We start from the raw sequence: 26420 nt of genomic DNA, 5'->3' as shown, positions 1-26420 counted from the left end.
CTCGACACCCAGGGTACGCCTGACCTCGGACACACGGAAGGGCAGCTACAGGCGCGGCGCGGATACCCCGACTGCACTGACCGTGGACTCCGGTTCTGCTGCGCGTGCCGCGAGCTGGTTCGCGCGGAGGATCGCGGCGCGTGCTCGTGCCGCGTCCGCACGCTGCCGGGCGTCGTCGCCGATGAGTCCGAGCGCGCTGGTCTCGGTGATGCCGTAGGTGTCGCGGTAGGCCGCGACGGTGCGCGCCTCGCGTCGCCATATCGCGGCAAGCTGCGGATCGGCGGGCTCTGGGCCGAGTTCCGCGGCCCATGCCTCGGACGCCCCGACCGCTTCGGCGACGAGTGCATCGGCGCGCTGCTCGATGAGTACGACGCGTTCGCGGAGCGCGGCGCGCATGTCGTCGTCCATCGTGCCGAGAGCCGGGGTGATGAGTCCGGCGATAGGTATGGCGGCCTGGCGCACGCGCCCGGCACCGTCCGCTCGGCCGAGGGCTCGGATCACCCGTTCGTGGAGCACCGCAGCCACGTCGCCCGCGTTGTCGAGCGGGCGCGAAGCGACGATCGCGCGAAGCAGGCGCTCCGCGTCGTACCCGTCCGCCTCGGCGCGGCGCAGTTCGGCACCGAGCACGCCGAACGCCGTCGATCCGATGGCGGCGTCGGCTTCGGCCTCGGTGAGCCGAGTCGCGCGCACGAGGGCTTCCCACCTCGGTTGCTGTGCGGCCGCGGCGATGGTCTCGTACTCGGCGGCGAGCTGGCCGACTGAGCCCCAGGCGTCCTGCTCGGCGGCGATCATCTGGCGGGCGGAGAGTTCCGCGCCGACGTGCTGGAGCACCCCGGCGAGCATCTTGCGCGCCGCGATTGCGGCGGTGTCCTGGGTGGGCGGGTGGATGTGGTCCTCGTCGGGATGGTTGATCGAGACGTAGGCGGTGTTACCTTCCTTGCCGCGGGTCATGGCGACGTAGAAGTTCTCGCGCGTCGCGCCGGGCTCGACGAGCGTGTGCCCGGTGTCGACAGTGACCCCCTGCGCCCGGTACGCGGTCACGGCGTAGCCGAGTTCGACGTGCTCGGCGACGTACTCAGCGGGGAGCCGCACGGTCGCGCCCCAGCGCCGTCCGGCGGGACGCACCCGCAGCGACCCGTCGCTGCCGACGGCGGTGATCGTCCATCGACTGCCGTTGCGCACCCAGCCGCGGCCGATGCGCAGCTCGCGGTCGTTGCGGCGGGTGATGATCGCGTCCCCCAGTGCCGCCTCGGTATCGTCATGCAGCCGCACCTCGGCGCGCGCGTCGACCTGCCCGGCGAGGATGAGGTCGGCACGGGCGCGCTGGTTCAGGGTAGTGACCATCGCGCTCGACTCGGCGATGAGGATGCTCGCCAGTCCTGCGGCGCGGTCGCGCTGCCACGCAGCGTAGGCGGCATCAGCCATGCGCTCGGCTTCGCCCACACGGATGCGCCCGTGGGCCTGGAAGGAGTCGATGGCTTCGATGCGCCCGTGGCGCAGGTCGAGGGATGCCTCCTTCTCCCAGGCTGCGGCAATGCGGCGCACGTCCGTCAGCTCGGGCACATCGGCGCGGTCGGCGACGAGCATCCCGAACGCTCCCCCGGCGTCGACGGACTGGAGCTGCGCGGGGTCGCCTACGAGCAGCACCTTGGCTCCGGCCTCGACCGCGACGCGCACGAGGCGGTCGAGCGCGAGCGTCCCGTCAAGGGATGCCTCGTCCACGATCACAAGCTGCCCAGCAGCGAACCCGGTGCCGTGGTCGCGGTAGGTCTGCCACCACTTCGCGGTGTTCTCTGCGGGATGCCGAGGTCACCGGCCAGCACTTCGGCCGAGACCGCGGACGGTGCCAGGCCGATGACTGAGCCGTGCCCGTGCTCGGCCTCCCATGCGCGCCGCAACGCGCGCAGCGCGGTGGTCTTGCCCGCCCCTGCGGGGCCGACGAGCAGGTCGAGCATCCGCCCTGACGACGCAATCGCTGCGAGTGCGGCGCGCTGGTCGTCGCCGAGCGTGCGCCCACGGTGGGGTTGCAACGCGTGCGCGATGGTTGCGTCGGCCAGGCGCGGTGCAACCTGCTCACGGGAGTGCGCAAGCAGCCGGTCCTCGGCGGCGAGCACCGCGGCACCGCTGTAGCGGGCGGCGTTGCGAGGCCGGAACACGCTCGTCCCGTCCGCGCGCTGGAACGCCGCGGGACTGGAGGCAAGCTCGGGCGGGGTGAGCCGGATGGACGCCTGCTCCGCGGCATCGACGATCATGCCAGTGATCGCCTCGCGGTCCTCCGTGCCGGTGAAGCGCCAGCCCATCGTCTGCCGTGCGGCCTCGGCGTACAGGTTCCAGAGGCTCCACGTCGTGCGCTTTTCGGCAACCGCGGCGACCACCGACGCGCCGAGCCTGGCGATCCGCTCCAGCGGCACATCCTCCGCGCGCAGGAGCTCCGCGGGCTCGACCGCGACGGCTTCTCGCGCCCATTCGGTTGCGTCCCGGCCCAGCAGTCGGCTCGCTCGGGTGCGCCACTCCTGGGCGAGGTCGGCGAGCGGGCGGACTTCCTTGTCGGGCCGGGTTGCCAGCGTCGCCTGCTGCCGCAGCCGGATGATCGTCTCCCGCGATGGTGCGTGCCCGTGCGCCGCCTCGTACTCAGCGATCAGGCGATCCTTCTCGATCTCGATGTGCCGCGACCGGGATGAGAACTCCGCAGCCAGTCCTTCCGGCACCGTGGCGACCGCCCACACCGGATTGCGGTCGGCTCCCCGCTCGCGCTGCTCCCAGCCGACGCCGAGCGCGCGGTTGAGGTGGTCGGCGAAGACCGCGTTGTGCAGCTCGCTCAGCGCCACGGTCGCCGCGTGCAGCGGCCGGCTGTCCAGCGACCGCCACTTGCCGTCGAACACGGTGCGCACCTTGTTGCTCACCACCACATGCGTGTGCAACTGCGGATCACCCGCCCGCGAATCGAAATGATCGAACGCCGTGGCGATCAGCCCCGTCACCTCGACCTGCGCAACCGCGCCGTCGCGAGTGGTTGCGCCCGAGCGCGTCGCCGCAACCTCCCGCTCCATGAACGCAACGACCTCTGCAACGGCCGCATGGTGCGCCCCTGCGATCTGCGCCTGAGTCGCTGCGTCCGCAAGACCCCACAGCACCGACGCGGACTTCGGCAGTGAGAACGTGAAGTCAAACCCCGCGACCGCCCGCCGCGACCTGCGCGCCGATTCCTCCGCCTCGATCACCGCGACTGCCTCGGCGCGCTCCGCCGCGCCCAGCGCCGGATCGAGCCGGGAGAGCCGCGTGGCGATCCGATCCTCAACGGCCGGGAACACCGGGTACGCCTTCCCCAGCGGATCGCCCGTCACCGGGTCAAGGCCCATACCCAGCAGGAGCTGGAGCTGCGCCTCGGACACCCGCGCACCTTCGCGGATCTCGCCGTTCCCGAGCGCGGCAAGGCCGCCGCCCATCCAGCAGCCGGGTGGAGTGCCCTGCTCTGCGTAGTAACGGGTCAGCGGGGTCGAGAGCGCCCGCTCGCCGTCGGCGGATGCCACGGTGCGCAGCAGGTACCTGTAGCCGTCCCCCGCACCCATGACCCGCATCGAAACCGACACCCGGCACCGCCTCTCTCGTCAAAGAGGTGAGCCGCTGAGCACGCCGTCAGGCGGGGTCAGCCTCGATGTGCCAGACGTGTACTGGTCTCTGGAGGGCTTCCGAGGTCAGACGAGGCGGGCGCGGACGACGGCGATGTCGCGCTCATGATCGCGCACGATCCTGTCGGTCTTGGTCGTGAACTCCGACTCGTGGATCACGACGAGCCGGATACCCTGCTGCGGCAGGATCTCCGCGTTTCGCTGGTCGTAGAGCCGCCGCTGCTCGCCACGGGGCACGCCGGAGACGGTCGCGCGACGGTCGAACAGCGGGACGGCCGCGGTGTGCTGCTTCTCCTGGAACTCGACGACGAGCCCCAGCGCAGGCCAATACCCGTCGACGGGGAGCCTGCGAGCCCGTCCGGTCGTCGGCGACACCTCACCGACAAGCCACAGGAACGTCGCCTGTCGCTCCCCGCGGGCCCCGATCACCTCGTCGCAGAGGTCGAGAACGTAGTGCTCATCACTGTCGGCGCGCTTGCCCACGATGCCTACAGGTACTCGATGACGGCGACCGCACGGTAGCTCGTGGCGAACTCGCTGTAGGACGTGATCGACAGGGAGATGATCTTGTGCTCCGGCTTGTGCGACAACTCTGCGAGGAGTGCGTCACGGATCGACCCGCTGAGCCTGTCGAAGATGTCGATTTCAACGATCTCCTGGCGTGAGGTCAGCCCCCTGGGGATGTCGGTCATTCGATTGCTTCACTCCCCGACTCGACCTCGACCGCCTGATTCTCCGCAGAGACTTCTTCTACAGGCTCGCCCATCATCATGCGGTAGTGACCGATCTGCCCGTGCTCCTCGAAGATGCGGCGGAACACACGGAGGTTGGCCTCTACGGTGCTCGGCGTCGGCGAGTAGTCGAGGTCATCGAAGATCGAGTGGGAGCCAGCATTGACCCAGGTGAAGAGCGAGCGACAGATGACTTGCTCGTCTCCCTCGAACTTGGCAATGATGGCGGGATCGTCGACACCGCCGAGCACTTTGAAGTAGGTCTCCAGGATGCGACGCAAGGTGTTCTGGAGGCCGACTGCGCTCTCCGAGGGATGCTCGGCCGACCTCTTGACCTCGTCCCACAGGGCACCGTAGGCGGTTTGGATCGGGTTGTCGTCGCGTAGCTCGACTTCGCTCGACTGCCCGCTTCGCTTCCGCACGACACCGTACTTCCAAGACCCGAGCTTCGGGCCGCCGTGCGGGCGATAGGTCACGTCCTTGTGGAAGTGAGCGTTGTGCGTCATGAGCAGGAGCTGCCGCACTCGGCCTGTGCCTGCTGCGACATCCTCGACGAGCCTGCGGACAAGGGTGGAGACGGCGTACAGCACATCGCTGTCGAGGCTTGATATCGGGTCGTCGATCACCGCCAGGAGATCATTCGGCTCGGCTTCATCCTGCGGCGAGCCATGTAGCGACTGAGCGAAATAGAGGAAGGTGATGAATGTCCGCTCGCCTTCACTGAGGGTCTCCGTTGCGACGTCGCCGTTCGAGCGGACGAGGGTGTAACCGTCCTGAACTGCTGTCGACTCCGCCAGTGAGAAGGAATGGAAGCCGACGGAATCCAAGAGGCGGTTGATGCGGTCGATGATCGGCTTGCTTGATGTGACCTTCGCCTGAAGCTCGCGGAGGCGCGACTCTTTGGCGCGGATGTCCGCCGTCGCCGACACGATCTGCCCTTCGATGCTTTCCTTCCCCGTCAGGTGACCAGGCATCGCTCCCTCATAGCGGGCGAGTTCGGCGACGAGGGTCACCCGGGCGAACACGACCCAGCAGCGGTCGAGAAGCGACTTCCTCGCGGCTGATCGGTTCCTGATGAGAAGGTTGAAGCCCTGGATTGCCGTGTTGGCCTCCCGAACAACGGCGTTGACGCCTTCTGCCTGCGGCGAGGGATCGGGCACCGAGAGGATGCTCGACGGCCCGGACAGTTTTGCGCTCAGCTGTGCTCGGGTCTCAGCGATCACCAGCTCCAACGCAGCACGCGCGGTCGCTAGCCGTTCGGCATTGAGGTGCTCGGCGACGCCCGGCTTCGCTGGCAGATCATCGAGATAGGTCGTCCACTGCTGCGCCCAGGACTCGAAGTGCTGGTTGAGGGCCGACAGTTGTTCCATCTGCTCGACGTAGGTCCGGTCGAAGTACGCCTCCAATTGCTCACCGAGGTCGGATGGAACGGTCTGCTGGCAGAACGGGCAGACACCGTTCGCGTGTTCGAGATGGGTACGACCATGCTGAACCCAGTCGGCGTTGCCGAGCTGCTGGATAAGAGGCGCGAGGCGCACATCCCCGCTACCCACGACTGCCGCGCCCAAGAGAGAGTGGCCCGGCGCGTCTTCGATCCTGATGTCGCGTCCAAGCGGCAGCTCCAGGAGCGGTTGCGCATCTTCCGCGAGAACTGCTGCTGCCTCGGAGGTAAGCGCCGTGAAGTCCTCGGAGGCGGAGAGGTTCGCCGCCGCGACTTCGAGCAGTCGGTCCAGAAGCCGATCTTTGCTGTTGTTGTACCCCGTGAACATCTCACGCAGTTCTGCAGGGACGTCATTGCGCTTCGCCCACGCCGCCTCCTTCAGCGCGGTACGGACACCATCGATCTCACCGTTCTTTGCGTCCAACGAGGCGCGGAGTCCCGCAAGGCCTTCTTTGGCAGCGGCGATGGAACCACTCGGTCCTGTCAGCGATTCGATCTCGGTCTGGATCTCAGCGTTCGTCTCGCCCAGGAGGAACACGCCAGCCAGGTGGCCTGCGGGCGTGAGCGTCGCATTGACGTAGTCGCGGTTGTAGACCTTGATGCCGAGCACGCTGGTCGCTGGGTTCCACTCCAAGGTGGTTCCCGTGAACCGCGTCGAGTCGGCCAAGGCGCGGCTGATCGTCGTCTTGCCGGAGCCGTTGGACCCGAAGAAGAAGTTCACCGGCTTGAGCGGGCCGATGTCTGTACCGGATGCCGGGTCGAAGGCGGGGGCACCGCGCAGCCGAAGGTACTGAAGCATCGCTGCTGAACCGCCTTATGCCTTCGAGCCCGAGGGCTTGTTGTCCGCGCGCGCGTCGATGACGACGATGGACTTCTCGCCGCCGAGATCCAGCTCCTTCAGGACGGAATCGACCTTCGCCACGTCCGCCTCCGTGTAGCAGACGATCATCTTGACCGAGTTGCGCGTGCCGTTCGCCTTCTCGTAGACCTCGACCTGGTTCTGGAGGTTCCGCTTCAGTTGGCTGTTGCTGGCAAGCTTGATCTCGATCAGCGACTTGTCGACGGCTCCTTTGCTCACTTTGAAGTCCACGGGACCGCGCCCGTTGTTGACCTCGCGGTTCACGTCGAACTCGCTGCCGAAGAAGATGAGGCCGAAGAAGAGCTGGACCTCCTTCTCCGTGGCGAGGGGGCGTTCCTGGCCGGGCTTGTTGAGGAGCCGGTAGCCGTCCTGGTTCTCGACGTACTTCTTGAATCCGTTGGCGCGGGTCAGCGCCTCGTCGTAGCTGGTGACCGGCGTCAGGTACAGCGAGGTGTTGGTGCGGATGTCTTCGACGACCTTCTGCACCATCTGCACGAGAATCTCGAAGACCTCCTGCCGCCGTTGTGCGCTCAGGCCGACTGCCTGCTCCCCGGTGTTCTCCTTCTGACGGATGTAGTAGTCGATGAGCTCTGGGAACTGGAGGATCGCCGCCGCCGCGAGGTCCGAGTACTCCTTCTTCGTGGGGCTGTCGCTCAGCTTCTTGAAGAGGTAATTGTTGACCTGTGCGCGAAGCTCATCATCTTCGATGGCGTCGGGGATGCTGCTGAACTCGCGCACGAGGTCCGAGCGGCTGATCCAGGTGTCATCCTTGGTGAGCATGTCAGCCGGGGTGAGCAGGACGTAGTCTCCACGAAGCGCGGGAAGCTCGTACTGGCGCGACTCCCACGTCTCGGTCTCGTAGTTGAAAGCAGCGCGGGTGACCGAGAACGTCCCGCGTTGATCGGCCGACAGATGCTTCTGAGCGAAGGCCTGCGTGTACTCCAGCAGGTAACCCTTGATCAGGTTCGTGGTGAAGTCGCTGATGTTGTCACGTCCGACACCCTCCTTGATGAGCGCGAGTTTCTCCAGGTGGGCGCCCTTGGTGATCGATTCTTCGCCGAACCCTTTCAGGATGGAACCGAGGGAGCTGTGGAGCGCGCGGGCGAACTCCTTGCCGAGTCCGGTCCCCGAGTTGCCGAGGACGGTGAATCCGAGCCAGTTCTGCTTAACCTCCTGGAACATGTACCAGGACCTGATGAGCCCCAGATCGAGATCGGGAGTGGCTCGGTCGCGCAGGAAGAGGAGGTACCGAATCATTCCGTCATGGAGATCGCGGTACTCCTGCTTCTTGCTGTTGAAGAGCAGGAAAGGGTCGACAAAGAGCGGCAGATCGGACGCGAGGCTGACATCGAACGCGCCGTAGTCCTGCAGTACCTTCGGCGAAACCCCGAAATGCTGCGAGAAGTACAGCTCGATGACCATCCCGGCTACGCCCCTACGAGTTGCAGCAGATGGTCGTAACTGGTCACACCGTGGTACCTGATGCCCGGCGTGCCGGCCACCTGGTCGAGCCTCTCGAAGAGCTTGTTGGCGCAGTCGATCTTCGCCTTCTCCGCGCCGCGCAGCTCCAACGATGAGAGGGAGAACTTGGTCTCGGCGACGAAATAGACGTGCTTGACGGCGCCCTCCTGGAAGGCAATCGCCCAGTCGGGGTTGTAGTCATCGAGCGGGGTCGGGATCTTGAAGCCGCGTGGGAGCTTCGTGAAGACAGACACCTCTTGACTGATGTCGAGAGCTGCGCCGAAGTCGCGCTCGACCTGCGAATCGTCGAGGACGTACTCATAGACGTTCTTGTTGGGCGTATGCACGGCCTTCGACAGATCCTGAGCAGTCTGGTTCTCGGTGAAGATGGATGCGTCGTAGCGGTCATCGAGAATGTCGTATTCGATGTGCTCGACCATCGTTGCCGCGGCTTGTTCGCGGATGAGGCGGGCCGCTTCGGTGATGAACTGCTCAGGGTTTTGCCTGAACTTCTCGAACGTATAGGGCCTGACCCCGCGGAGGATGGTCGCCACGGTGCGACGGGTGAGCTTCGTCTTTTCAGCGATCTCGCCGATCAGGTCGTAGGACACCGTGGAGCTTGCGCTGAGTGTCGACTCCGACGACTTCGTGCGGGTCATCTTGAAGCTCTCTCCGGCCTCCAGGTGCTCCGCCTCGATGACATCACGCTGAACCCCTTCGGTCACGACGTACTGGAGTCGGGCTACTTCGAGCGACGTGTCGAGGACTCGGGTGCAGTTGTCGATGAGTTCCTGAGAGTCGAACGCGACCTGGTACACAACGCGGTGGTTGATTCGCGCCCAGAGCTCCTGGAACTCCTTCTTGTTGAAGTTGGCCTTGTTCATCGGCACGACCTTCGCCTTGCGTCCGTCGTCGATCTTTGGGGCGCGGACATGCAGCGAGTCGATCAGCTCTGCGACCTGGTAAAAGTACGGCTGGAGCGCGGGCGGCATCGCGGGGATCTCGGGGAGGTCGGCGCGGCCGAGCCACAGGTCGGTGAGGTGCTGGTCGTGGTCGACGAAGTCGTGCTTGATGAGCCAGTGCTGGAGCTGCTTCGCTTCATCGAGCGTGATCTTGTGCTCGGTGCCAGCGATGGCGTCGCGCAGGACCGCCCCGACGAAGAACTCGGGCGTCGCCTTCCGCGGCCGCGCGCTGAGGAGGCCCAGCGTCTCCTTCTGGAACCCTGCAACGAAGTCGACGTAGGACTCCTCGGTCACGACAGTCAGAACGTTGATGTCGTGGACGGTCACCGGGTTGTCGGTTCGGTCGCCATTGTGGTCGACGGCTAGACGGAGACCGCGCCCGACTTCTTGGCGGCGGGAGTCGCCCGCGGTGGCCTTCTTGAGGAATCCGAGCGTGAACACGTTCGGGTTGTCCCAGCCCTCCCGGAGAGCGGAGTGGCTGAAGATGAAGCGGAGCGGGTAGTCGCGGTCGAGGAGCTTCTCCTTGTCCCGAAGGATGGCGTCGTATGCCTCGGCATCCTTCGACAGCCCTTTGCCCTTCTCATCGGATGCGTCAGAGGCATCGCTGTCGACCCAGCGCCCGGTCTTCTTGTCAACGGAGAAGTAGCCGTTGTGGATGTCGCGTACCGCATCGCGTTCCAGGAACGTGCGGTATGCCGCTCCTGATTCGTCAAGGTCGAGTTCGCTGAGCCGCTCGGCCTTGAGGGCTTCGTACTCCTGCTCGAAGACGCGGGCGTACTCCCCCAGCCGGTCGGGCTGGTCATAGTCGCGGTATTTCAGCACCTCGTCAATGAAGAAGAGCGAGAGCACCTTGATGCCGTGACCGAAGAGCTGTCGCTCCTTGTCGAGGTGGGCGCGGATGACCTCGCGGATCTGTAGCCGTCGCTTCTGTTCGTCGGTGACATCGTTGGTGACCTGACCGCCCTGGAGCACCTGCCCGTCCAGGAGGCTGACGGTGTTGGCGATCGCGTCGACAACGTCGATGACGAGCCCCTTGTACGCTTCGATGCCGCCCGAGATGTCGTGGAGCCGGTCGCCCTGCTTTACCCTGAATGTCTTCGCCGTTATGGGCCCGTTCTTCGGCTGGTGCTGAATCTCGATACGAGCCTTCGGGAAGTCGGCCCCCTTTCCGAGTTCCAGACCATCGACGTACAAGTACGCGCTGCTCCCCGCGAGCCCCTTCACGCTGATACCGCGTGCGGCAATCTTCTTGACGAGCTTCTTGTTGTAGGCATCAAGGGCATCGAGCCTGTGGACCTTGTTGTGCTCGATGGCGTGGGTCGCGGAGTACCGGAGCGCGAAGAGTGCGTTGAACCGTCCGAGCGCCTTCAGCGTCTCGCTGGGCTTCGACGGGTTACTGCCAAGACGCTGCGGCTCGTCGATGATGAGGATCGGCCGGTTGGCGGCGATCACGTCGATGGGGCGACGGGACTTGAATCCGTCGAGTGCCTTGAACATCTTCAGGCCCGACGACTTGCCGCTCTCGGCAGAATCCTGGTCGGCCTTCTTCGCGTCCCGGTTGAAGTTCTGCGCGTTGATGATCATGACCTGGATGCCGGTGTCGGACGAGAAGGTCTCAACGTCTTCGAGATGCTCGGAGTCGTAGACGAAGGCCCTGGCCTGCGTCTTGTACTCGGCGAGGAAATGGTCGGCGGTGATCTCGAAGGACTTCTTCACGCCCTCACGAATCGCAACGCTCGGGACGACGACGACGAATTTCGACCAGCCAAACTGCCGGTGAAGCTCCATGATCGTCTTGATATAGACGTAGGTCTTGCCTGTGCCGGTCTCCATCTCGATATCGAGGTTCAGTCCAGCCGCCGGGCTCGCAATCAGCTCGCCTGAGAGCGGGAGCCCGCTCGTGCGACGCTGCACCGCGTGGATGTTGTCGAGAAGCTGCGCCGGGTTCAGGAGCAGGGCACTGTTGCCGTAGCCCGTCCCGGCGGCGGCCTCGTCGACGCGGTGATCCAGTTCGGGCAGGCCGCGTCGGCCGGTCGTGCGACCAGGGTCGATCTTGTAGGTGATGTTGTCGGCGAACGGCTGTCGGTGCACGGCACGGAAGCAGTCCACGACGGCGTGCACGGCGGCGGTCTGATACTCCTGAACCTTGAAGTGCAGTTTCATCTGTTCAGATCACCTTGACCGTCGTGTCAGGCGAGAGCTGCTCGAACACCTGGTGCGCGTTGATCGCCGCGTCGTCCGAGGCGAATCCGGTGTCCTTGAAGACAACCTTCTGCGTGGTGTCCGCTGCGGCGCGCAGCGCGAGCGCCCGGATCAGCGCCTCATCGAGCCGGTCATCGAAGCAGGCAAGCAGGGCGCCATCCTCGACGGAGTAGACCTCGCGCCCCTCGAGGGTCTCGATGTTGATCGGCGCGGCGAGGTTGAGCCCCCATGCGATCATCACCTCGAACAGGACGTCCAGACCGCTGCGGTCGGTCTTGACGCTCTCGACGAGGTCGAGCAGAGTCTCCTGGTCAGCGGCGTCGGGGGTGGTGGTGATGTCCGTGAAGTTGCTCGTGTCGATGGTGAACGCGCGGAACCCGATGTCGCCGTTCCATTCCGAGGGCTTGCGATCCGCCAGGACCTGCGCACCGGCCCTCTGGATGCGGATCTTGGTCAGCTCGGCGATGTTGAGCGGCTTGTCGAGCTCCTGAAGGAGCTTGATCGCGTTCTGGATCGTTGTCTTCGCCGAACCGGTCGCCGACTTGAGGTTGTCCTCCAGCAGCTCCGGGAGCTGCACGAGGATCACCGGGCAGTTGAGCCCGGTGCGGGCACAGAGATCGAAAACGGCCTCGGCCGTGGTGGCCGAACCTGCGAAGAAGTCCATGACGACACCGCCCTTGCCGCCAAGGACGTATTCGAAGAGGCGAGACAGCACTTCGTGGTCTTTAGGGTTGTTGAAGACCTGCGCACCCATGAGATTGCGAAGGTGCCGAACGGAAACCTGGGACTGCTTGTAGAAGTAGCTTCCGCGAACTTGAACGGCGAGCCCGGTGTCCTCGCCGCCCTCATCGTCAACGTCGTCCACCTCGCCCGCGATCGGACGTAGGTGCGACTTTCGGAAGGGCGGCTGAGTGTGGTCGTCACGGAACACGATGAGCCCCAGCGCGATGCGACGCTTCATCTCGTCCTCGCCATAGCGCCAACCCGCTTCCGGTACGGCGCACGGTTGCCCTGTGACCGGGTGGATCACGTCGTAACGCGGCCCACCGCCTCCGGGCCACGAGATGTTGTCATCACGCCACGGTCCGTTCGCGTCGATATGCCTTGTTCGGGCGAGCTTCTTTGCCGGATGGCTCTTCGGGAGTCCTTTGTACCACTCCGTCAACGCCTGCTCGACGGCCCCGTCATCTGCGCCGTGCGCCTCGCGGAGAAGCAGATACTCGTCCCAGACCTCGCGCGCTCCCGGCTTCTCCTCGCGCCACGACGTGTTCTGCTCGCGCAAGGAGGACTTCGACTTCGCATACACCACGAGGTACTCATGTCCAACGGAGAAGAACTTCGCGTCGTTCTTGCGCCCCTTCTCCCACACAAGCTGTGCGATGAAGTTCTGCTCCCCGAAGACCTCGTCCATCAGGCGACGGAGCGATGCCTGCTCGGCATCGTCGATGCTGACCAGGATCACGCCGTCCGAGGCAAGGAAACGCTTCGCCAGCCGCAGCCGCGGGTAGATCATGCTCAGCCAGTCCGAATGGAAGCGACCGTTCGCTTCCGTGTTCGACACGAGCTTCTCGCCGACCTCGTTGACCTGCCTCGACTTCCAGAGGAACTCCTGCGTCGACGAGGAGAAGTCGTCACGGTAGACGAGGTCGCCTCCGGTGTTGTACGGCGGATCAATATAAATGAGGCGAACCTTGCCAAGATACGACTCCTGGAGCAGCTTCAGCGCTTCGAGGTTGTCACCCTCGATGAAGAGATTCTTCGTGGTGTCGAAGTCGACGGAGTCCGCGAGGTTCGGGCGCAACGTCTTCTCGATGGGAGCGTTCGAGGCGAACTCGGCGGCAAGCTTGCCCGGCCAGTCGATCTGGTAGACCTCCTTGCCCTCGACGACGTAATCACTCAGCTCCTGCCGAAGCGCCTCGAAGTTGACCTGGTGAACGAGGTTGCCGTAGTCGTCCAGGCCCTCGGTGACGATGTGTGGGAACAGCGCCGCCAGCGCCTCGATGTTCTTGCGCGTCACGTCGGCTGACTGCAGCTCCAGCTTGTCCGGCTTCGTCATCTCTCCCTCTCACACCAGTCCTGCGAGTGCGGCCTGGCGTTCCTTCAGTGCTTTGCGTAGCTCGACCTTGCGGTTAAGCTGGGGCTCGTTGCGGAGCTTCCGCTCCAGTGCGGCAATCTCGCGTTCGAGCGTCCGGGCTCTGTCCATTCTCCCGGTGGCATCCGACACGGACTCCCCTCGGCGTGTCGCCACGGGGAGCAGCGACGTGAGCAGCGACTCATAGAGTGCAGGAAGGTCGATGGCTGCCGGGAGCGGCTGGCGGTCAGCGGCGGCGGGAAGCCAGTCCGTCCTGAAGTAGGTGCCGAGCTTCGGGGTGCTGCCGCCGAGCGTCTTCTGCGCGGCGACCGTGCGCACCTCCTCGCCCTTGCTGATCTCGAAGAGGATCGGGAAGTGCACGGACTTGTCGATCGCGGCGAGCACGTCGTCGGGGACCTCGCCGCCTTTGGTTTCGACGGCGAACACCTGGATCTCCGGAACTGCCTCCGTGCCCTTCAGCCGGATAGTGGACTCCGCGAGCTTGTAGGCCCAGGTGATGCGCTGGACATCCTCGACGAACTTCTCGCGCAGCGCGGTGCGCACGTTGCCGTGCTCGTAGAACTTCGTCTTCGGCACCACGCGGCCGAACTGTGCGGCGGGCGGCCACCGGTACAGCACGGGTCTGGTTTCGACATGTTCAACCACTGAGCGCCTCCTCCTCGACGATGGCGAGGAAAGCGATCAGCTCGAAGTCGTCGAGACCGGCGATGGTCTGCACGAGGGCGGTGGTGTGGCCGGGGCTGAACAGGCTGTCGATGTCGCGTTCCTCGGTCACGTCGATCATGGAGCGGATCGCTGCGGTGAGCAGGTCGCTGTACTTGCGCATCTCGGCGCCGTCGCGGGTCGCCGCGTTAAAGACTCGGCAGACCTCCCAGGCGGGCTCGTCCCGGTTGCGGCACCCGGCGCGGATCAGGTCGAGCAGGTATTTCACCTCGGTGTGGTCTGCGATGACCTTGCCCTCGTCGTCGAGGTAGACGAGGTAATGCGGGTGCAGGCGGTTGCCCCGGTGGAGCATCTCGTCGGCGTTGATGTTCCGCAGCGCGAAGAGCGCGCCCGGCTTCAGGCCCTTGTCGGGCTGCGCGGGAACGACGGCGTGCAGGCCCTTGGGGGTGTTTGCCAGGTCGCCGTACTCCTTGATGTACCCGAGCAGGTCCATACGGAAATCGTTGAGCCCGAGGTCGGTGATGGAGATGCCGGTGCGCACGTCCTCCAGCTCGATGACCTCCTCCTGGAGTTTGCGGAGCTGCTCTTTGCGGAACGCAGTGTCGCTGGCCTCCTGGGTGAGCACGTTGTCGTCGGCGGTCGCCGCGAGGTCGGCGATGACCATGCGGTTCTCGACCCGCTCTTTCAGGTTGATGTACTCGTCCAGGGAGATGTCGGGCCAGAAGCTGACGAGCTGGATGCGCTCGTTGGTCGAGCCGATGCGGTCGATACGGCCGAATCGCTGGATGATCCGCACCGGGTTCCAGTGGATGTCGTAGTTGACGAGGTAGTCGCAGTCCTGGAGGTTCTGGCCCTCGCTGATGCAGTCCGTGCCGATGAGCACGTCCAGCTCGGCGGCCTCCCGCGGCAGCACCAGATGCCGCTGCTTCGAGCGCGGGGAGAACAGCGTGAGGGTCTGCTGAAAGCCATACCCCTTGCCGAGCGTGGTGCTTGGGTTGCCCTGCCCCGTCACGAGCGCCGAGTCGTATCCATGCTGCTTCAGCACCGGGCTCAACTCCCGATAGAGGTATCCCGCGGTGTCGGCGAACGCCGAGAAGATCAGCACCTTCCTGTTGCCGGGGTTGATCGGTTCGGCGAACTTCGCCTCGATCAGCCGCTTGAGCTGGTGGAGCTTCAGATCGTGCTCCGGGGTGATCGCCTCGATGGACGCGAGCAGGCGCGAGATGACCAGGCCGTCGTGGGACAGGTCGCGGTTCCACGACTCGACATCCATGTCGGCGAGGTCGATCTGCACCTTCTTGCCGACCGTGCCGCTGGTCGGGAAGTCGAAGTCGTCGTCATCGGCGTCCAGATCGGTAAGGCTGGAGGCCACATCGGTCACCGCGCTCGCATGGTCGTCAATCGCCTCCAGCGCCTCCGCGACCGTGCCCTCCAGCCGCTGGAGCGTGAGCCGGAACGCCTCCACGCTGCTCTCCAGCCGCTTCAGGAGGTTCACGGTCATCAGCTTCTGGATGCCCTTTTCGCGGCTGGCCGCGCCGAGATTCGCCACCGCGCCTCCGGCGAGGTTGCGCCCACCCCCGACGTTCCCGTAGAGCAGCTCGTACTTCTCTACACGGCTGGGGAAGACGTAGGCGAGCGGCGCGTAGACCGCGAGCTTGAGCGACTGGAGCTGGTCGAAGATCTCGTTGAACGTCGGCGCATCGGGCAGGTCTGTCAGCGGGGCATGCACGGACTGCGGCGGGAGACGTTCAGGGAAGGCCCCGATGTCCGCGGTGTCGTAGAAGGCGTGGATGTGCTTGCGGGAGCGCGCGATGGTCACCGAGTCGAGCAGCTCGAAGAAGTCGAAGTCGAGCCGAGACAGGATTGCATCCGGGGTGCGTTCCTCCGTCGGCAAGTCGGACCATTCGTTGAACGCGCGCTGCGCCTGACGGAAGACTTCCTCCACGGTCGTGGAGATGTTTAGCTTCGCCGCGAGTTGGGCGGAATCGCCTTCGTAGGCGAGGGCGAGCTGGTTGCGCAGGTCATTGAAGCGGTTGTTCACCGGCGTCGCCGAGAGCATCAGCACCTTGGTCTTCACGCCCTCGCGCACCACCTTGCGCATCAGACGCTGGTAGCGGGTCTCCTTCTCGCTCGTGAAGTCGGCGTTGCGGAAGTTGTGCGACTCGTCGATCACAACCAGGTCGTAGTTGCCCCAGTTCACGCGGTCGAGGGGGACGCCAAGCGACTCCCCCGACTCGCGCGACAAGTCGGTGTGGGCGAGCACGTCGTAGTTGAAGCGATCCTTGGCGAAGATGTTGCTCGTCAGGTTCGCGTTGTAGTTCGTCCAGTTCTCCGCGAGCTTCTTCGGCGCGAGCACGAGCACCGATTTGTTCCGCAGCTCGTAGTACTTGATGACCGCGAGCGCGGTGAACGTCTTCCCGAGCCCGACGCTATCGGCGAGGATGCAGCCGTTGTAGGTCTCCAGCTTGTTGATGACGCCGGTCGCCGCGTCCTTCTGGAAGTTGTAGAGGGCGTTCCAGACCGCGGTGTCCTGGTAGCCGGTGAGGTCGTTCGGCAGCACGTCCTCGTTGATGTCGTCGAGGAACTCGCTGAACAGGTTGTAGAGGATCAGGAAGTAGACCCGCTGCGGCGAACTCTCGGCGTAGACCGACGCGATGTGGTCGTAGACGGTCTGCGTCACGTCGTCGAGCTGCTCAGGGTTGTGCCAGATCTGATCGAAGAGCTGGACGAACTGGCGGGTCTCGTTCGCCCCCTCGAACTTCGGGACGTAGTTCGAGGTCGCTGGGCCGCGCTCGTAGCCGAGGTCCGCTGTGGTGAATCCCTGGATCGGGAAGTACGCCGCGGCGTCACCCACGGCGGCGAGTGGCTGCATCGGCGCACCCGTGCGATTGGAGCGGAATGTCACCTTCTGACGTACCCACTCCGCGCACTCGCGGGCAATGGCGCGCTGCGTAAGCTTGTTCCGCAGCCGGATCTCGAACTCAGACCCGTAGAGGGTCGACTCGGTGCCGTGACGTACCTCGAATTGACGGCGCTCCGGCGTGGGCTTGTCCGTCGCCTTCGCAGCATTGAACGCAGGAGCGGTGAAGATGAACTCCAGTTCCTTGATCTGCGAGAGTTCCTTCTTTAGCGCCTCGAACGCGAAGATCGAGAACGTCGAGGCCGCGATGCGCAGGCGCGATCCCGGCCTGATCTCGGCCTTCAGGTCGTCTCCGAGCAGCTCGTTGACGTTGTCGATGATTCGCACTCAGCCCCGCCCCCGCGTCGAGTCGGAACTGTCGGTATCCGACGCGCCCGCACGCCGCACCCACTCGTCGACCTCGCTGACCTGGAACTTCCACAGCCGACCGATCTTGTGCGCGGGCATGCCCTTCTCGGCGATCCAGGCGTACACCGTGTCTTTCGTGATGCCGAGATGGTTCGCGATGTCGTCGGCAGACAGCCAAGGTTCCGCCATCGGCTCCTCACCTCCGCTCCTACGCCGCTCCCCTACACACTACCGGCGAGGTAGGCCGATTGAGCCGGGTTTGACCGGGTGTTGCCGGTGGAAGTCACAGTGCGACCTTCCAGCCCAAGTTCTCCCCAGCGGATGCCCTGGATGGATTCAGGACGGGACGTGCGCGGCGAGCCAGGCGATCACCGCGCTCTGCCATCGGTCGGGGTCAGAGTTCCACGAGAGCGTGTGTCCTGCTTCGAAGACCTCCAGTGACACAAGACCAGGCCGAGCATCTCGGAGTGCTTGTGAGAGCCGTATCGGTACGGAGTCGTCGTGGGTGCCGTGAAGGATGAGCGTGGGCGCGGTGAGTTCCTCGGCACGAACCGTCCAGTCGAAGGACCGGAGTGGGATGCGCTCGGGCAGGCCGACCATGTGGGCCAGCGGGCGGAGCGTCAGCCACGGGATCGCGAGGCTGCCCGCTGCTACGGGGAGTCCGCTGCGGGCACAGTTCGCTTTGATAACTTCCGCCCAGTCGAGCACAGGCGAGTCGAGCACGAGACCTGCGATGCTGCGCCGATACGACGGGTGGTGAGCGAGCTGGAGCGCGATGGCCGCACCCATCGACCATCCGAACAGCACGATCTCCCGCTCCGAAGCCGCCCACGCCCTCGCCGCGTGGATGGGCGACTCCGGGCTGAAGTGGCTGCCGCGGTACGGGCACAAGGACTTCGGGATCATCGGCCGCATCTCCGGCTTCGACATCCACGTCGAGGCCCGCTCCGGGCTCGCCGCCCTCGATGTGACCGTATCCCTGCCCGAGGTGCCCCGCTCGGGATTCACGATGCCGAAGGAGTCGTTCCTGGAGGCCGGGCTCGGACTCGTGCAGCGCATCGAGAACCGCGTCAGCGGCATCCCCTCCCTCCTCGACCAGGCCCGCGAAGACCTGGAAGAAGCAGAGCAGACCGTCGCCGACACCCAGCAGCGCCTCGGCCAGCCCTTCCGCCACGCTCAGGCCCTCGCCGACGCCGAGGAAGACCTCGCCCGCGTCGAGTCCCAGCTCGCCGCGATGCAGGACGAACCGGCACCTGAGCCCGCCGCGTCAGAGTCCGAGCGCGTCGAGCTGACAGTCGAGACCGTCCGCGCCTACCAACCGAACCTCGGATCACGGGAGGGCGCGGGGCGTGAGCCCGCGATCCCGTTCGTCCCCATGACGCCTCCGGCCGCGCCGCCGGGCAACGCCCCGCGGCTGTAGCTCAGCGGCACTCCGGGCCGAGCCCGTCGATGATCGTGGCGGGGTCGGCGATGATCTGCTCGCAGCGCAGGCAGCGCGCGCCGCGAAAGATCACCTCCGGTTCGCTGTGGATGCCGTGTTCGGGTTCGACCTCGTAGAGGTCCGCGTGTGCGGCGAACAGGCGCGGGTGGTTCTTGGCGATGGCGGCGTGGAATTGCGCGGGCGTGGTCGGCGGGTTGAGCTGACGCTCGACGAACAGGTCGATCACCGTCGAGTAGGCATCGCGGGTGAGCCGCGCGGCGAGGAACAGATCGGAGTTCGCCGCCGAGATACCGACGCTAGCAAGATCGTCCAGCCCGTAGTCGTCCACATCCTCGGTGACCAGGAAGCGCGCGCCCGCGGCCGCAGCATCGGCAAGGATCTGCCGATCCGCGCCCTTCGTCCCGACGAAGCGTTCCGCACCCGTGCCGGTCGGCCCGAGCAAGACGTCGAATCGCTCCCGGACACTCGACGGCGGGAGCGCCCTCGGGCGCATGTGCACCTGGGCCTCCCGCTCGGCAGCCCGGCTCCAGAAGGCGCGGAAGCCGCTCGGCACCCCGCCGACGACCAACAGAGTCCGAGTGACGGGCTTAGCGATGATGTTCGCGTCCAGGAGAACGCGCGTCAGCTCACTGATCGCCGAAGAGGTCGTCACGGAGTTCATCGCGCGTCAGCTCCACGAGGTCGCCCATCGTCTTGCGCCAGTACCGCTCGAACTCCTCGTAGGGGATGCGATTGCGATTGCCGACCTTGACCGCACGGATCTCCCCCGCCTTGATCTTCCGCGAGATGGTGGGACGAGACACGCCCATCGCGTCGGCGACCTGCTCGGGGGTCATCATGCGGCGCTTCGCCGTCAGCGTCACCGTCTCCCCACCCGCTGCCGCCTGCTGCACATACGCGGCGACCTGCTCCAGCCAAGCCGGGCGCGCCCCGGCGCTGGAGCGCACATCCTCCGGGTTGATCGTCAAGCTCGTCATGGTCATGACCCCATCCTACCTCCACCTGCACACTCTGGACAATACAAGTGTTCATACGGCATCCCCTTCTTGAGCCTTACAGCTACGCGTCGATGCCCGCGAACGCCTCGTCGAGCGCGTCGGCCGCGATCTCGACGATGAGGTCGGGACGCTTCGCGTAGTGCCCTTCCGTGATGTCGGTACTGCTGTGCCCGAGCAGGTCGCGTGCGACCTCGACGCCAGCCGTGTCCGATACCGCGGCAGCGACCGCCTTGCGGAGACTGCGGAAGGTGAGATGCTCGGCGTCGACCCCGATAGCCAGCAGTTCCGGCTCGAACTCGCGGCGGAACATCCTGAGCAACTCGCCGACCGCGCTCGGGTCGCGCGGACGGCCGCGCTCGGACGTGAACAGCACGTCGTCTGGATTGCGTTCGGGGTCGGGAACGTGGCTCGCCACGAGTTCGCTCAGAACCTTCGCCGCGAACTTCGGCACGCGAACCCAACGCTTCTGCCGCTCCGCCTTGGGTGAGTCCTGGCGGAACAGGCCGCGGGACTTGGTGCGAACCATCGTCCCGCCGACCCAGACGAGCGCCTCCATCGTGAGGCTTCCATCCGGTTGTTCCACCGCCTCGAACCGCACGTCCTGGAACCGGATTGCAATCGGTTCCGCGGTCCTCTCGGAGGTGCCGAGCGTGATGAGGATGTAGTCGGCGAGCAGCTTGTAGTTGGGCCGTCGGCCCACCGGATACCGCTTCCGGTGCCGCTCGGGCCACACCTCGCGGATGAGGTGGAGGATGTACTTGACCTGCACCGCGTCGAGTTCGAAGTACACCGTGTCCGGCTCGTCCGCTCGCCTGGTCGCACGGATCGGGTTCGCCACGACGACCGCTCCGTACCGTGTGTTCTGGATCGACCCGGCAGCCGAGAAGTGCCCCTGCTGGATCGCCCAATCGAACATGAGCGACATCACGTTCCGAACCTTGTTCGCGGTCGTCACCGACTTCTCCCGTGCGATGTCCATGAGCAGCCCATCAGCACGGTCGGCGGTGATGTCGGCGATGGGGATGGCCCCGGCGCGCGGGATGACATGCGCGCGCACCACCGTGGCGTAGCCATCGACGGTCTGCTCGCGGCGCTGGCGCAGCACCCGCGGATCGTCGTCGTGGTACGCCGTCTTCAGCCACGTCGTCGCCAGCTCAGCGACCGTCATGAGCTGTGTTCGTTGCGCCAGGACTCGACCGACGGCGACATCAGCCGCCTCCTGCAACGCGGTCAGAGCCGCAGCCTCTGTCGCTCCGCTGCCGCTGGGACGACGTTCTTGCCCGTTGCCGTCATAGACTCGCGCTCGCGCGATGACCAAGCCGTTCGGCTCGACCGTGTAGGTCACCTTGCCGAGTTCGCCGAGCGCGCGCTTCGGCCGCGCCATCAGTCGCCCGCCCTATCCGTCGGAGCCACGATCCGCCGCGCGATGAACGCCTCGACATCCTCATCGCGGTAACGGACGTTGTGCGACGAGAGTGCGACGAACGGCAACCCGAGACCTCGGCTGCGCGCACGCTCTGTCCGCCAGTCAGCGAGCGTCCTGATCGGGATGCCCGTGTACTCCGCAAGCTCCTGCGGAGTCCAGAGGCGGGGGCGGTCGTCGCTCATACCAATGAGGTAGGCGGCACCACCCGCAGACCTCCAGCGACCCCCGTAGGACGGCCAAGAATCGAGTAAACGGACGGGTTCTCGGACAGCCGCAGCAGCGACCCCACTCATGCTCACCATTGCACTTCCCTGTGTTTGCAGGGAAGTGTGAGCCTGCGGAACCCCCTCCGGTTCTCAGATCCTCAAGCCGAGCTGTACTTCGGGGTCTGACCTGACGAGAACGCACAGCCCCTCCGAGCCGCCGGTTCGGAGGGGCTGTCGTCGTGTGAGGGTCAGGCGCGGTCGCGCCGCCGTGTGACCGGTGCGTCCGCCGGCAGCTCCGGAACAGTCAGCCGCGCGTCGAAACGCCCTCCCGTATGCAGCACCTGCGGGCCGCGGTTGATGTCGGTCTCGTGGCGGGCGTACACGAGGGGTTTCGGATAGTGCTTGATGTCGTGACCCTGCACGACGAGCACGAGGCTCTCCCCCGCCGCGAAGCGCGTTCCGGAGGGTAGGACCTCGATGTCGAGCCGGGTCGGCCCGTCAGACTCGAGCGGCAGACTGCGCCGGTGGGCGAGCACGGGCAGATAGTCGGTGGAGCGCTCGGGATCGAGTTCCCGGTGCGACGCGCGGAGCCAGCCGAGCGCGGCGGGTCCGTCCTCGAACTGCGCGTAGTAGGCGAAGGGCACGATCTCTCCCGCCGCGTCTCGCTTGAACAGGCCGACGAACACGTCCATGTCCGGGGCGTCCGGAGCCTCGGCGTAGAGGGTGAGACGCGCATGGCCGACGATGTCGGTCGCCTCCTCGAATCGGTGCTCGAAGACCACCCGTGACGGGACGAAGGGATCACCGAGGCCGTGGTAGGTCGCGGTCGACTCGGTCTCCACGGGTCGGGTCGACATCGTCCCGGTCGAGGCGTCGAGGTGGAACGTGCGATACGTCACGTCGGGCAGCGGCCAGCTCGTCCCCTCGACGAACGTGCCCCGCCCGTAGCGCTCGCGCAACTCGAGCCGCACGGGAGGCCAGTCGGTGACCTCGGTCGAGCGGCCGAGGAGGAAGTGGTCGAAGAACGCCGCCTGCATCTCCACCATCTCGGGCCTGTAGTACTCGGCCCACTTTTTCGCGCCGTGCACGTACAGCCACTTCTGCGGCGAGGAGATGCGGCGGAACCCCTCGAGGGTGCCCCGCGTATGCAGTCCCTGGTCCGTCCACGACGCGACGACGAAGGCGGGGACCGTCACGGCCTCGAGGTCGGCGGCCTTCGACGCCCAGAAGTCGTCGAAGAAGGGGTGCTCGCGGTCCTCCCTCTCCAGGTCTTCGATCTGGCCGGTCGAGGCTCCCCACCGCTCCCAGATGTAGGGCCAGAACGAGGTCTCGGGGATGCCGCCGTGGCGCGCGACCTCCCGGTAGGTGTCCGACCAGCCCTCCCACGGGTTGATGGCCGCCAGATGGGGCGGATTAAGGCCGGCGACGCGCCACTGCGCCACCGTCAGGTAGGAGACGCCCGTCAGGCCCACGCGGCCGTTCGACCAGGGCTGGATCCCAGCCCACTCGATGAGGTCGGCGAAGTCCTCCGCCTCCTCCGGCGAGACGTAGGACGCCGGACCCTTCGCGTACCAGGTGCCGGGGATGTCCGCGATCACGACCGCATAGCCGCGCGGCACCCAGAAGACCGGGTCGGGGCCCTCGAACGTCGTGAGATCGCTCATCCATTCCGGCTTCGCGCCGCTGGTCGGGTATATCTGGCCGATCGGCGCGGGGTCGTGTTTGCCGTAGGGCGACCAGGCGATCAGCACGCCGGCGGGATCCCCCGTCTCGGGACGGTAGACGTCGATCTGCACCGTCCGCCCGGCCCGTGTGGGCACCTCGATGTCGCGATCTATCAGCATCCCGGGGCGGGTCTCCTGCCGCGGGGCGGGCGGTGCCCCATGGCGTGATTCGGGTGTGCTGCGGGGTGCGCGAAGCGGGTAGGGCAGGGGGTGTGCAGACATCGTCGTCCTTTCGTCTCCACCCACGCTATGGCAGGTGCACGTCTTCGCCGCGAACGAGGCACCCGTCCGCGGCGAAGGCGCGACGGCCTCAGCCGAAGAACAGGCGCTCGAAGACGCGACGCGCACGGCGGGTCGCGCGGAAATAGTCCTCTTCGAGCGCGCTCGCCGACCTCGGCGGGTAATCGAGGATCCGTCCGATTCCGTCCAGCTGGCGTCGGTCGGTCGGGAGCACGTCGCTCGTCTGCCCCGACAGCAGCGTGTTGGCGGAGCGCAGTCGTGTCGCGAGGTGCCAGGCCTCGGCCAGCCGCTCCCCGGCGGACGCCGGGACGAGGCCGGCATCCACCGCCGCGCTCAGGGCGGCGAGAGTGGAGGTCGTGCGCAGGCCGGGGTACGCGTGGGCGTGCTGCAGCTGGAGCACCTGCACGAACCACTCGACGTCGCTCAGCGTCCCCGGTCCGAGCTTGAGGTGCCGCGCCCGGTCCGCGCCCTGCGGGAGCCGCTCGGTCTCCACGCGGGCCTTGATGCGCTTGATCTCGCGGATACCCTGCGGATCGGCGTGCTCGGGGTAGCGGACCTCGTCGGCGAGATCCATGAAGGCGCGGATCAGCTTCACCGACCCCGCGATCCCGCGCGCGCGCAGCAGCGCCTGCGCCTCCCACGAGACCGACCAGCGACGGTAGTAGGCGGCGTAGGCCTCGAGCGAGCGGACCAGCGGGCCGTTGCGCCCCTCGGGCCGCAGATCGGCGTCGAGGTCCAGCGGCAGCCGGTGATCCTCCGAGACGCGGCGCAGCTCGTGGACGATCTTGAGCGACAGCGCGCTCGCCCGCTCGGGGTCGACGGACTCGGGGCGGTACACGTACATCACGTCGGCGTCGGAGCCGAACCCCAGCTCCGCTCCCCCGAGCCGCCCCATCGCGATGATCGCGAAGTCGAGGTCGTCGTCCTCGGGCGGCACGACCTCGCGCCGGACCGCGCGGAGGGTGGCTTGGATCGTGACCTCGGTGATCGTCGTGAGACTCGCCGCCAGCTGCTCGATCGTCAGCACTCCGAGCACCGCGGCCATCGCCGTGCGCAGCAGCTCGCGACGCCTCAAGGCGCGTACGGCACGCATCGCGTCGTCGATCGTCGCGTGCCGGGTCTGGATCGCTCGGGCCTCCTGCTGCAGCGCGACACCGGTGCGCGGGACGAGAGCTGCGTCGTCGTCGAGCCATGCGACGGATTCGGGGATCCATTCCATCAGCTCGCCGATGTACCGCGACCCCGACAGCACGCGGGTCAACCGCTCGGCGGCGCCGGCCGAGTCGCGCAGCGTCGCGAGGAACCAGGGCGTGTCCCCGAGTCGTTCGCTGATCCGACGGAAGGCGAGCAGCCCGTAGTCGGGATCGACGCCGTCGGCGAACCACCGGATCATGACGGGCATGAGGTGGCGCTGGATCGACGCCTTGCGGCTTATGCCGCTCGTGAGCGTCCCGATCGTGCGCAGCGCACCGGCGGGGTCGCGGAAGCCGATGGCGGCCAGCCGGTCGTGCGCCTGAGCCGTCGACAGCGTCCGCTCCTCATCGGGGAGCGCCGCCACCGCCGACAGCAGCGGCCGGTAGAACAGCCGCACGTGGATCTCGCGCACCTCGCGCTTGACGGACTCCCAGAGCTGCCAGACCGCCTCCCCGGAGTCCGCCAGTCGCGTTGCCCGCGCAAGCACCCGCCGCGCCTCGTCGTCGCGCGGCATCAGGTGGGTGCGGGAGAGCCGGGCCAGCTGGAGCCGGTGCTCGAGCAGACGCAGCAGCCGGTAGTCATGGGCGAAGACGGTGGCGTCGCTTCTGCCGATGTACCCGCCGGCCTCGAGGGCATCGAGCGCGTCGAGTGTGCTCCGCTGCCGGATGAGCTCATCGTCCCGTCCGTGCACGAGCTGCAGGAGCTGGACGGTGAACTCGATGTCGCGGATGCCTCCCGGCCCGAGCTTGAGCTGGTACGCCACGTCGCCGGGCGGGATATGCTCCGTCACGCGCTCACGCATGCGCTGGACCGAGTCGACGAAGTTCTCGCGGGCGGCCGAGGTCCATACCTTGGGGCCCACGGCATCCACATACGCACGACCCAGTTCCGCGTCGCCCGCGATCGGCCGCGCCTTCAGCAGCGCCTGGAACTCCCAGGTCTTGGCCCAGCGTTCGTAGTACGACACGTGGGATTCGAGCGTGCGCACGAGAGCACCCTGCTTACCCTCGGGGCGCAGGTTCGCGTCGACCTCCCACAGGGGCGGCTCGATCTCGACCTCCGAGATCCCGCGCATCGTCTGCACGGCGAGGCGGGTTGCGATGTCGACGACGCGGCTCTCCCCGAGGCGTTCGCGGTCGTCGTCCTCGGCTCCGCCCACGAAGATCACGTCGACGTCGGAGACGTAGTTCAGCTCGCGCGCTCCGGTCTTGCCCATCCCGATGATCGCGAGCCGCGTCGCCGCGACGTCCTCCCGCGCGAACAGCGCCGCCCCCGTCCCGCGCGAGCTGATGCGCGTGCGGGCGACGGCGAGAGACGCGTCCAGGGCGGCGCCCGCGGCATCCGCCAGCACCGCCGAGACAGCCCGGACGGATTCGACCGGGTCGGGCGAGAGGAGGTCGTGCACCGCGACACGCGCCACGATGCGCCGATAGCGCACGCGAAGCGCGACCCAGGCGCTCTCCGTGCCGTCGGCGGCGAAGCCGTCCGAGAAGCCGATCGCCTCGCGCATCTGGGCGGTGATCTCCTCCGCCGTCGGCAGCGGCCCGGGAGCCTGCACCTCGTCGAGCTCGGCCGGATGGCGTAGGAAGAACGTGCCGTACCCCTGGGAGGCGCCGAAGAGCGCCCACACCGCCGGGCGCCGCGCGTCATCGGACAGAGCGCGACGCACCGGTCCCGCGTCGCGCCGCGCGACGTCCCTCAGGCAGGCGACGGCCTCGTCGGGGTCGGCGGCGCGTGCCGTGTCCGCGAGCCACACCGAGCGGTCGACCCCCGTGGCCTCCTCGAGCTCGGCGAGGGCCTCGTCCGCGCGCGACAGATCGCTGAACCCCAGCCGCGCGAGATGCGTGAGGCCGGACGAGCGCGCAAGCTGCGACATGGTGCCG

General features: G+C 66.4%; 18 protein-coding genes and 1 pseudogene. 2 read left to right on the top strand and 17 right to left on the bottom strand.

Annotated elements, in window-relative coordinates:
- Positions 1-45: 45 nt before the first annotated feature.
- The 6 genes and pseudogenes from mobF to RYJ27_RS06000 all read right to left on the bottom strand — a co-directional run bounded on the left by mobF (position 46) and on the right by RYJ27_RS06000 (position 10997).
- A pseudogene (gene mobF / locus RYJ27_RS06025) lies at positions 46-3569 on the bottom strand (MobF family relaxase).
- Positions 3570-3695: 126 nt separating this feature from the next.
- A complete protein-coding gene (locus RYJ27_RS06020) occupies positions 3696-4112 on the bottom strand; it encodes a hypothetical protein (RefSeq protein WP_330171812.1) in 417 nt (138 codons plus the stop codon).
- A gap of 5 nt (positions 4113-4117) precedes the next feature.
- Positions 4118-4321: a hypothetical protein gene (locus RYJ27_RS06015; RefSeq protein WP_330171811.1), complete on the bottom strand. Its 204-nt coding sequence runs from the start codon at positions 4319-4321 to the stop codon at positions 4118-4120.
- Entirely contained in the window at positions 4318-6600 is a 2283-nt protein-coding gene (locus RYJ27_RS06010; RefSeq protein ID WP_330171810.1) for an AAA family ATPase, read from the bottom strand. The genes RYJ27_RS06015 and RYJ27_RS06010 overlap by 4 nt, the downstream gene beginning before the upstream one ends.
- A gap of 15 nt (positions 6601-6615) precedes the next feature.
- Positions 6616-8082 (bottom strand): hypothetical protein, encoded by a 1467-nt coding sequence (locus RYJ27_RS06005; RefSeq protein WP_330171809.1) that lies wholly within the window; start codon positions 8080-8082, stop codon positions 6616-6618.
- 5 nt (positions 8083-8087) lie between these two features.
- Positions 8088-10997, bottom strand: a complete 2910-nt coding sequence (locus RYJ27_RS06000) for a restriction endonuclease (protein WP_330171808.1) — start codon at positions 10995-10997, stop codon at positions 8088-8090.
- 3 nt (positions 10998-11000) lie between these two features.
- Between RYJ27_RS06000 and RYJ27_RS05995 the strand changes: the two genes are divergently transcribed.
- Positions 11001-11264 (top strand): hypothetical protein, encoded by a 264-nt coding sequence (locus tag RYJ27_RS05995; RefSeq protein WP_330171807.1) that lies wholly within the window; start codon positions 11001-11003, stop codon positions 11262-11264.
- On the opposite strand, the gene RYJ27_RS05990 is transcribed toward RYJ27_RS05995, so the two are convergent.
- The 5 genes from RYJ27_RS05990 to RYJ27_RS05970 all read right to left on the bottom strand — a co-directional run bounded on the left by RYJ27_RS05990 (position 11251) and on the right by RYJ27_RS05970 (position 18097).
- Positions 11251-13341, bottom strand: coding sequence for a site-specific DNA-methyltransferase (locus RYJ27_RS05990; RefSeq protein ID WP_330171806.1), 2091 nt, complete (start codon positions 13339-13341; stop codon positions 11251-11253). The genes RYJ27_RS05995 and RYJ27_RS05990 overlap by 14 nt on opposite strands.
- A gap of 9 nt (positions 13342-13350) precedes the next feature.
- Positions 13351-14022, bottom strand: a complete 672-nt coding sequence (locus RYJ27_RS05985; RefSeq protein WP_330171805.1) for a DUF4391 domain-containing protein — start codon at positions 14020-14022, stop codon at positions 13351-13353.
- Complete coding sequence (locus RYJ27_RS05980) at positions 14015-17287, bottom strand: helicase-related protein (protein WP_330171804.1); 3273 nt, start codon at positions 17285-17287, stop codon at positions 14015-14017. Before RYJ27_RS05980 ends, RYJ27_RS05985 begins: the two co-directional genes overlap by 8 nt.
- The gene (locus RYJ27_RS05975; RefSeq protein ID WP_330171803.1) at positions 17288-17497 is read right to left on the bottom strand and encodes a helix-turn-helix domain-containing protein; all 210 of its coding nucleotides are present in this window, start codon (positions 17495-17497) and stop codon (positions 17288-17290) included. It lies immediately after the preceding gene.
- A 147-nt stretch (positions 17498-17644) separates the two neighbouring features.
- Positions 17645-18097: an alpha/beta hydrolase gene (locus tag RYJ27_RS05970; RefSeq protein WP_330171802.1), complete on the bottom strand. Its 453-nt coding sequence runs from the start codon at positions 18095-18097 to the stop codon at positions 17645-17647.
- On the opposite strand from RYJ27_RS05970, the gene RYJ27_RS05965 reads away from it, so the two are divergent.
- On the top strand, positions 18084-18728 hold the full coding sequence (locus tag RYJ27_RS05965) for a hypothetical protein (RefSeq protein WP_330171801.1): 645 nt from the start codon (positions 18084-18086) through the stop codon (positions 18726-18728). The two genes, RYJ27_RS05970 and RYJ27_RS05965, sit on opposite strands and share 14 nt — an antisense overlap.
- A 1-nt stretch (position 18729) precedes the next feature.
- Here RYJ27_RS05965 and RYJ27_RS05960 read toward each other — a convergent pair whose 3' ends face one another.
- The 6 genes from RYJ27_RS05960 to RYJ27_RS05935 all read right to left on the bottom strand — a co-directional run bounded on the left by RYJ27_RS05960 (position 18730) and on the right by RYJ27_RS05935 (position 26413).
- Complete coding sequence (locus RYJ27_RS05960; RefSeq protein WP_330171800.1) at positions 18730-19401, bottom strand: hypothetical protein; 672 nt, start codon at positions 19399-19401, stop codon at positions 18730-18732.
- Entirely contained in the window at positions 19376-19732 is a 357-nt protein-coding gene (locus RYJ27_RS05955; protein ID WP_330171799.1) for a helix-turn-helix domain-containing protein, read from the bottom strand. Before RYJ27_RS05955 ends, RYJ27_RS05960 begins: the two co-directional genes overlap by 26 nt.
- Positions 19733-19808: 76 nt before the next feature.
- The gene (locus tag RYJ27_RS05950) at positions 19809-20915 is read right to left on the bottom strand and encodes a site-specific integrase (protein ID WP_330171798.1); all 1107 of its coding nucleotides are present in this window, start codon (positions 20913-20915) and stop codon (positions 19809-19811) included.
- Positions 20916-21130: 215 nt separating this feature from the next.
- Positions 21131-21355, bottom strand: coding sequence for a helix-turn-helix transcriptional regulator (locus tag RYJ27_RS05945; RefSeq protein WP_128216360.1), 225 nt, complete (start codon positions 21353-21355; stop codon positions 21131-21133).
- A 272-nt stretch (positions 21356-21627) separates the two neighbouring features.
- Positions 21628-23325, bottom strand: a complete 1698-nt coding sequence (locus RYJ27_RS05940; protein WP_330171797.1) for a CocE/NonD family hydrolase — start codon at positions 23323-23325, stop codon at positions 21628-21630.
- 88 nt (positions 23326-23413) lie between these two features.
- Positions 23414-26413, bottom strand: coding sequence for a bifunctional [glutamine synthetase] adenylyltransferase/[glutamine synthetase]-adenylyl-L-tyrosine phosphorylase (locus RYJ27_RS05935; RefSeq protein WP_330171796.1), 3000 nt, complete (start codon positions 26411-26413; stop codon positions 23414-23416).
- Between the last annotated feature and the right edge of the window lie 7 nt (positions 26414-26420).

This window comes from Microbacterium limosum (assembly GCF_036324365.1).
GTDB lineage: Bacteria > Actinomycetota > Actinomycetes > Actinomycetales > Microbacteriaceae > Microbacterium > Microbacterium limosum.
The sequence above is the reverse complement of the archived record's forward strand: the minus strand, read 5'-3'. Positions and strand labels throughout refer to the sequence as shown.

Excerpts from the sequence above, each read along its gene's own strand:
- RYJ27_RS06015 (WP_330171811.1), bottom strand. The coding sequence starts at position 4,321 with ATGACCGACATCCCCAGGGGGCTGACCTCACGCCAGGAGATCGTTGAA.
- RYJ27_RS06010 (WP_330171810.1), bottom strand. The coding sequence starts at position 6,600 with ATGCTTCAGTACCTTCGGCTGCGCGGTGCCCCCGCCTTCGACCCGGCA.
- RYJ27_RS06005 (WP_330171809.1), bottom strand. The coding sequence starts at position 8,082 with ATGGTCATCGAGCTGTACTTCTCGCAGCATTTCGGGGTTTCGCCGAAG.
- RYJ27_RS05990 (WP_330171806.1), bottom strand. The coding sequence starts at position 13,341 with ATGACGAAGCCGGACAAGCTGGAGCTGCAGTCAGCCGACGTGACGCGC.
- RYJ27_RS05975 (WP_330171803.1), bottom strand. The coding sequence starts at position 17,497 with ATGGCGGAACCTTGGCTGTCTGCCGACGACATCGCGAACCATCTCGGC.
- RYJ27_RS05965 (WP_330171801.1), top strand. The coding sequence starts at position 18,084 with ATGGCCGCACCCATCGACCATCCGAACAGCACGATCTCCCGCTCCGAA.
- RYJ27_RS05970 (WP_330171802.1), bottom strand. The coding sequence starts at position 18,097 with ATGGGTGCGGCCATCGCGCTCCAGCTCGCTCACCACCCGTCGTATCGG.
- RYJ27_RS05955 (WP_330171799.1), bottom strand. The coding sequence starts at position 19,732 with ATGACCATGACGAGCTTGACGATCAACCCGGAGGATGTGCGCTCCAGC.
- RYJ27_RS05950 (WP_330171798.1), bottom strand. The coding sequence starts at position 20,915 with ATGACGGTCGCTGAGCTGGCGACGACGTGGCTGAAGACGGCGTACCAC.
- RYJ27_RS05945 (WP_128216360.1), bottom strand. The coding sequence starts at position 21,355 with ATGAGCGACGACCGCCCCCGCCTCTGGACTCCGCAGGAGCTTGCGGAG.
- RYJ27_RS05940 (WP_330171797.1), bottom strand. The coding sequence starts at position 23,325 with ATGTCTGCACACCCCCTGCCCTACCCGCTTCGCGCACCCCGCAGCACA.
- RYJ27_RS05935 (WP_330171796.1), bottom strand. The coding sequence starts at position 26,413 with ATGTCGCAGCTTGCGCGCTCGTCCGGCCTCACGCATCTCGCGCGGCTG.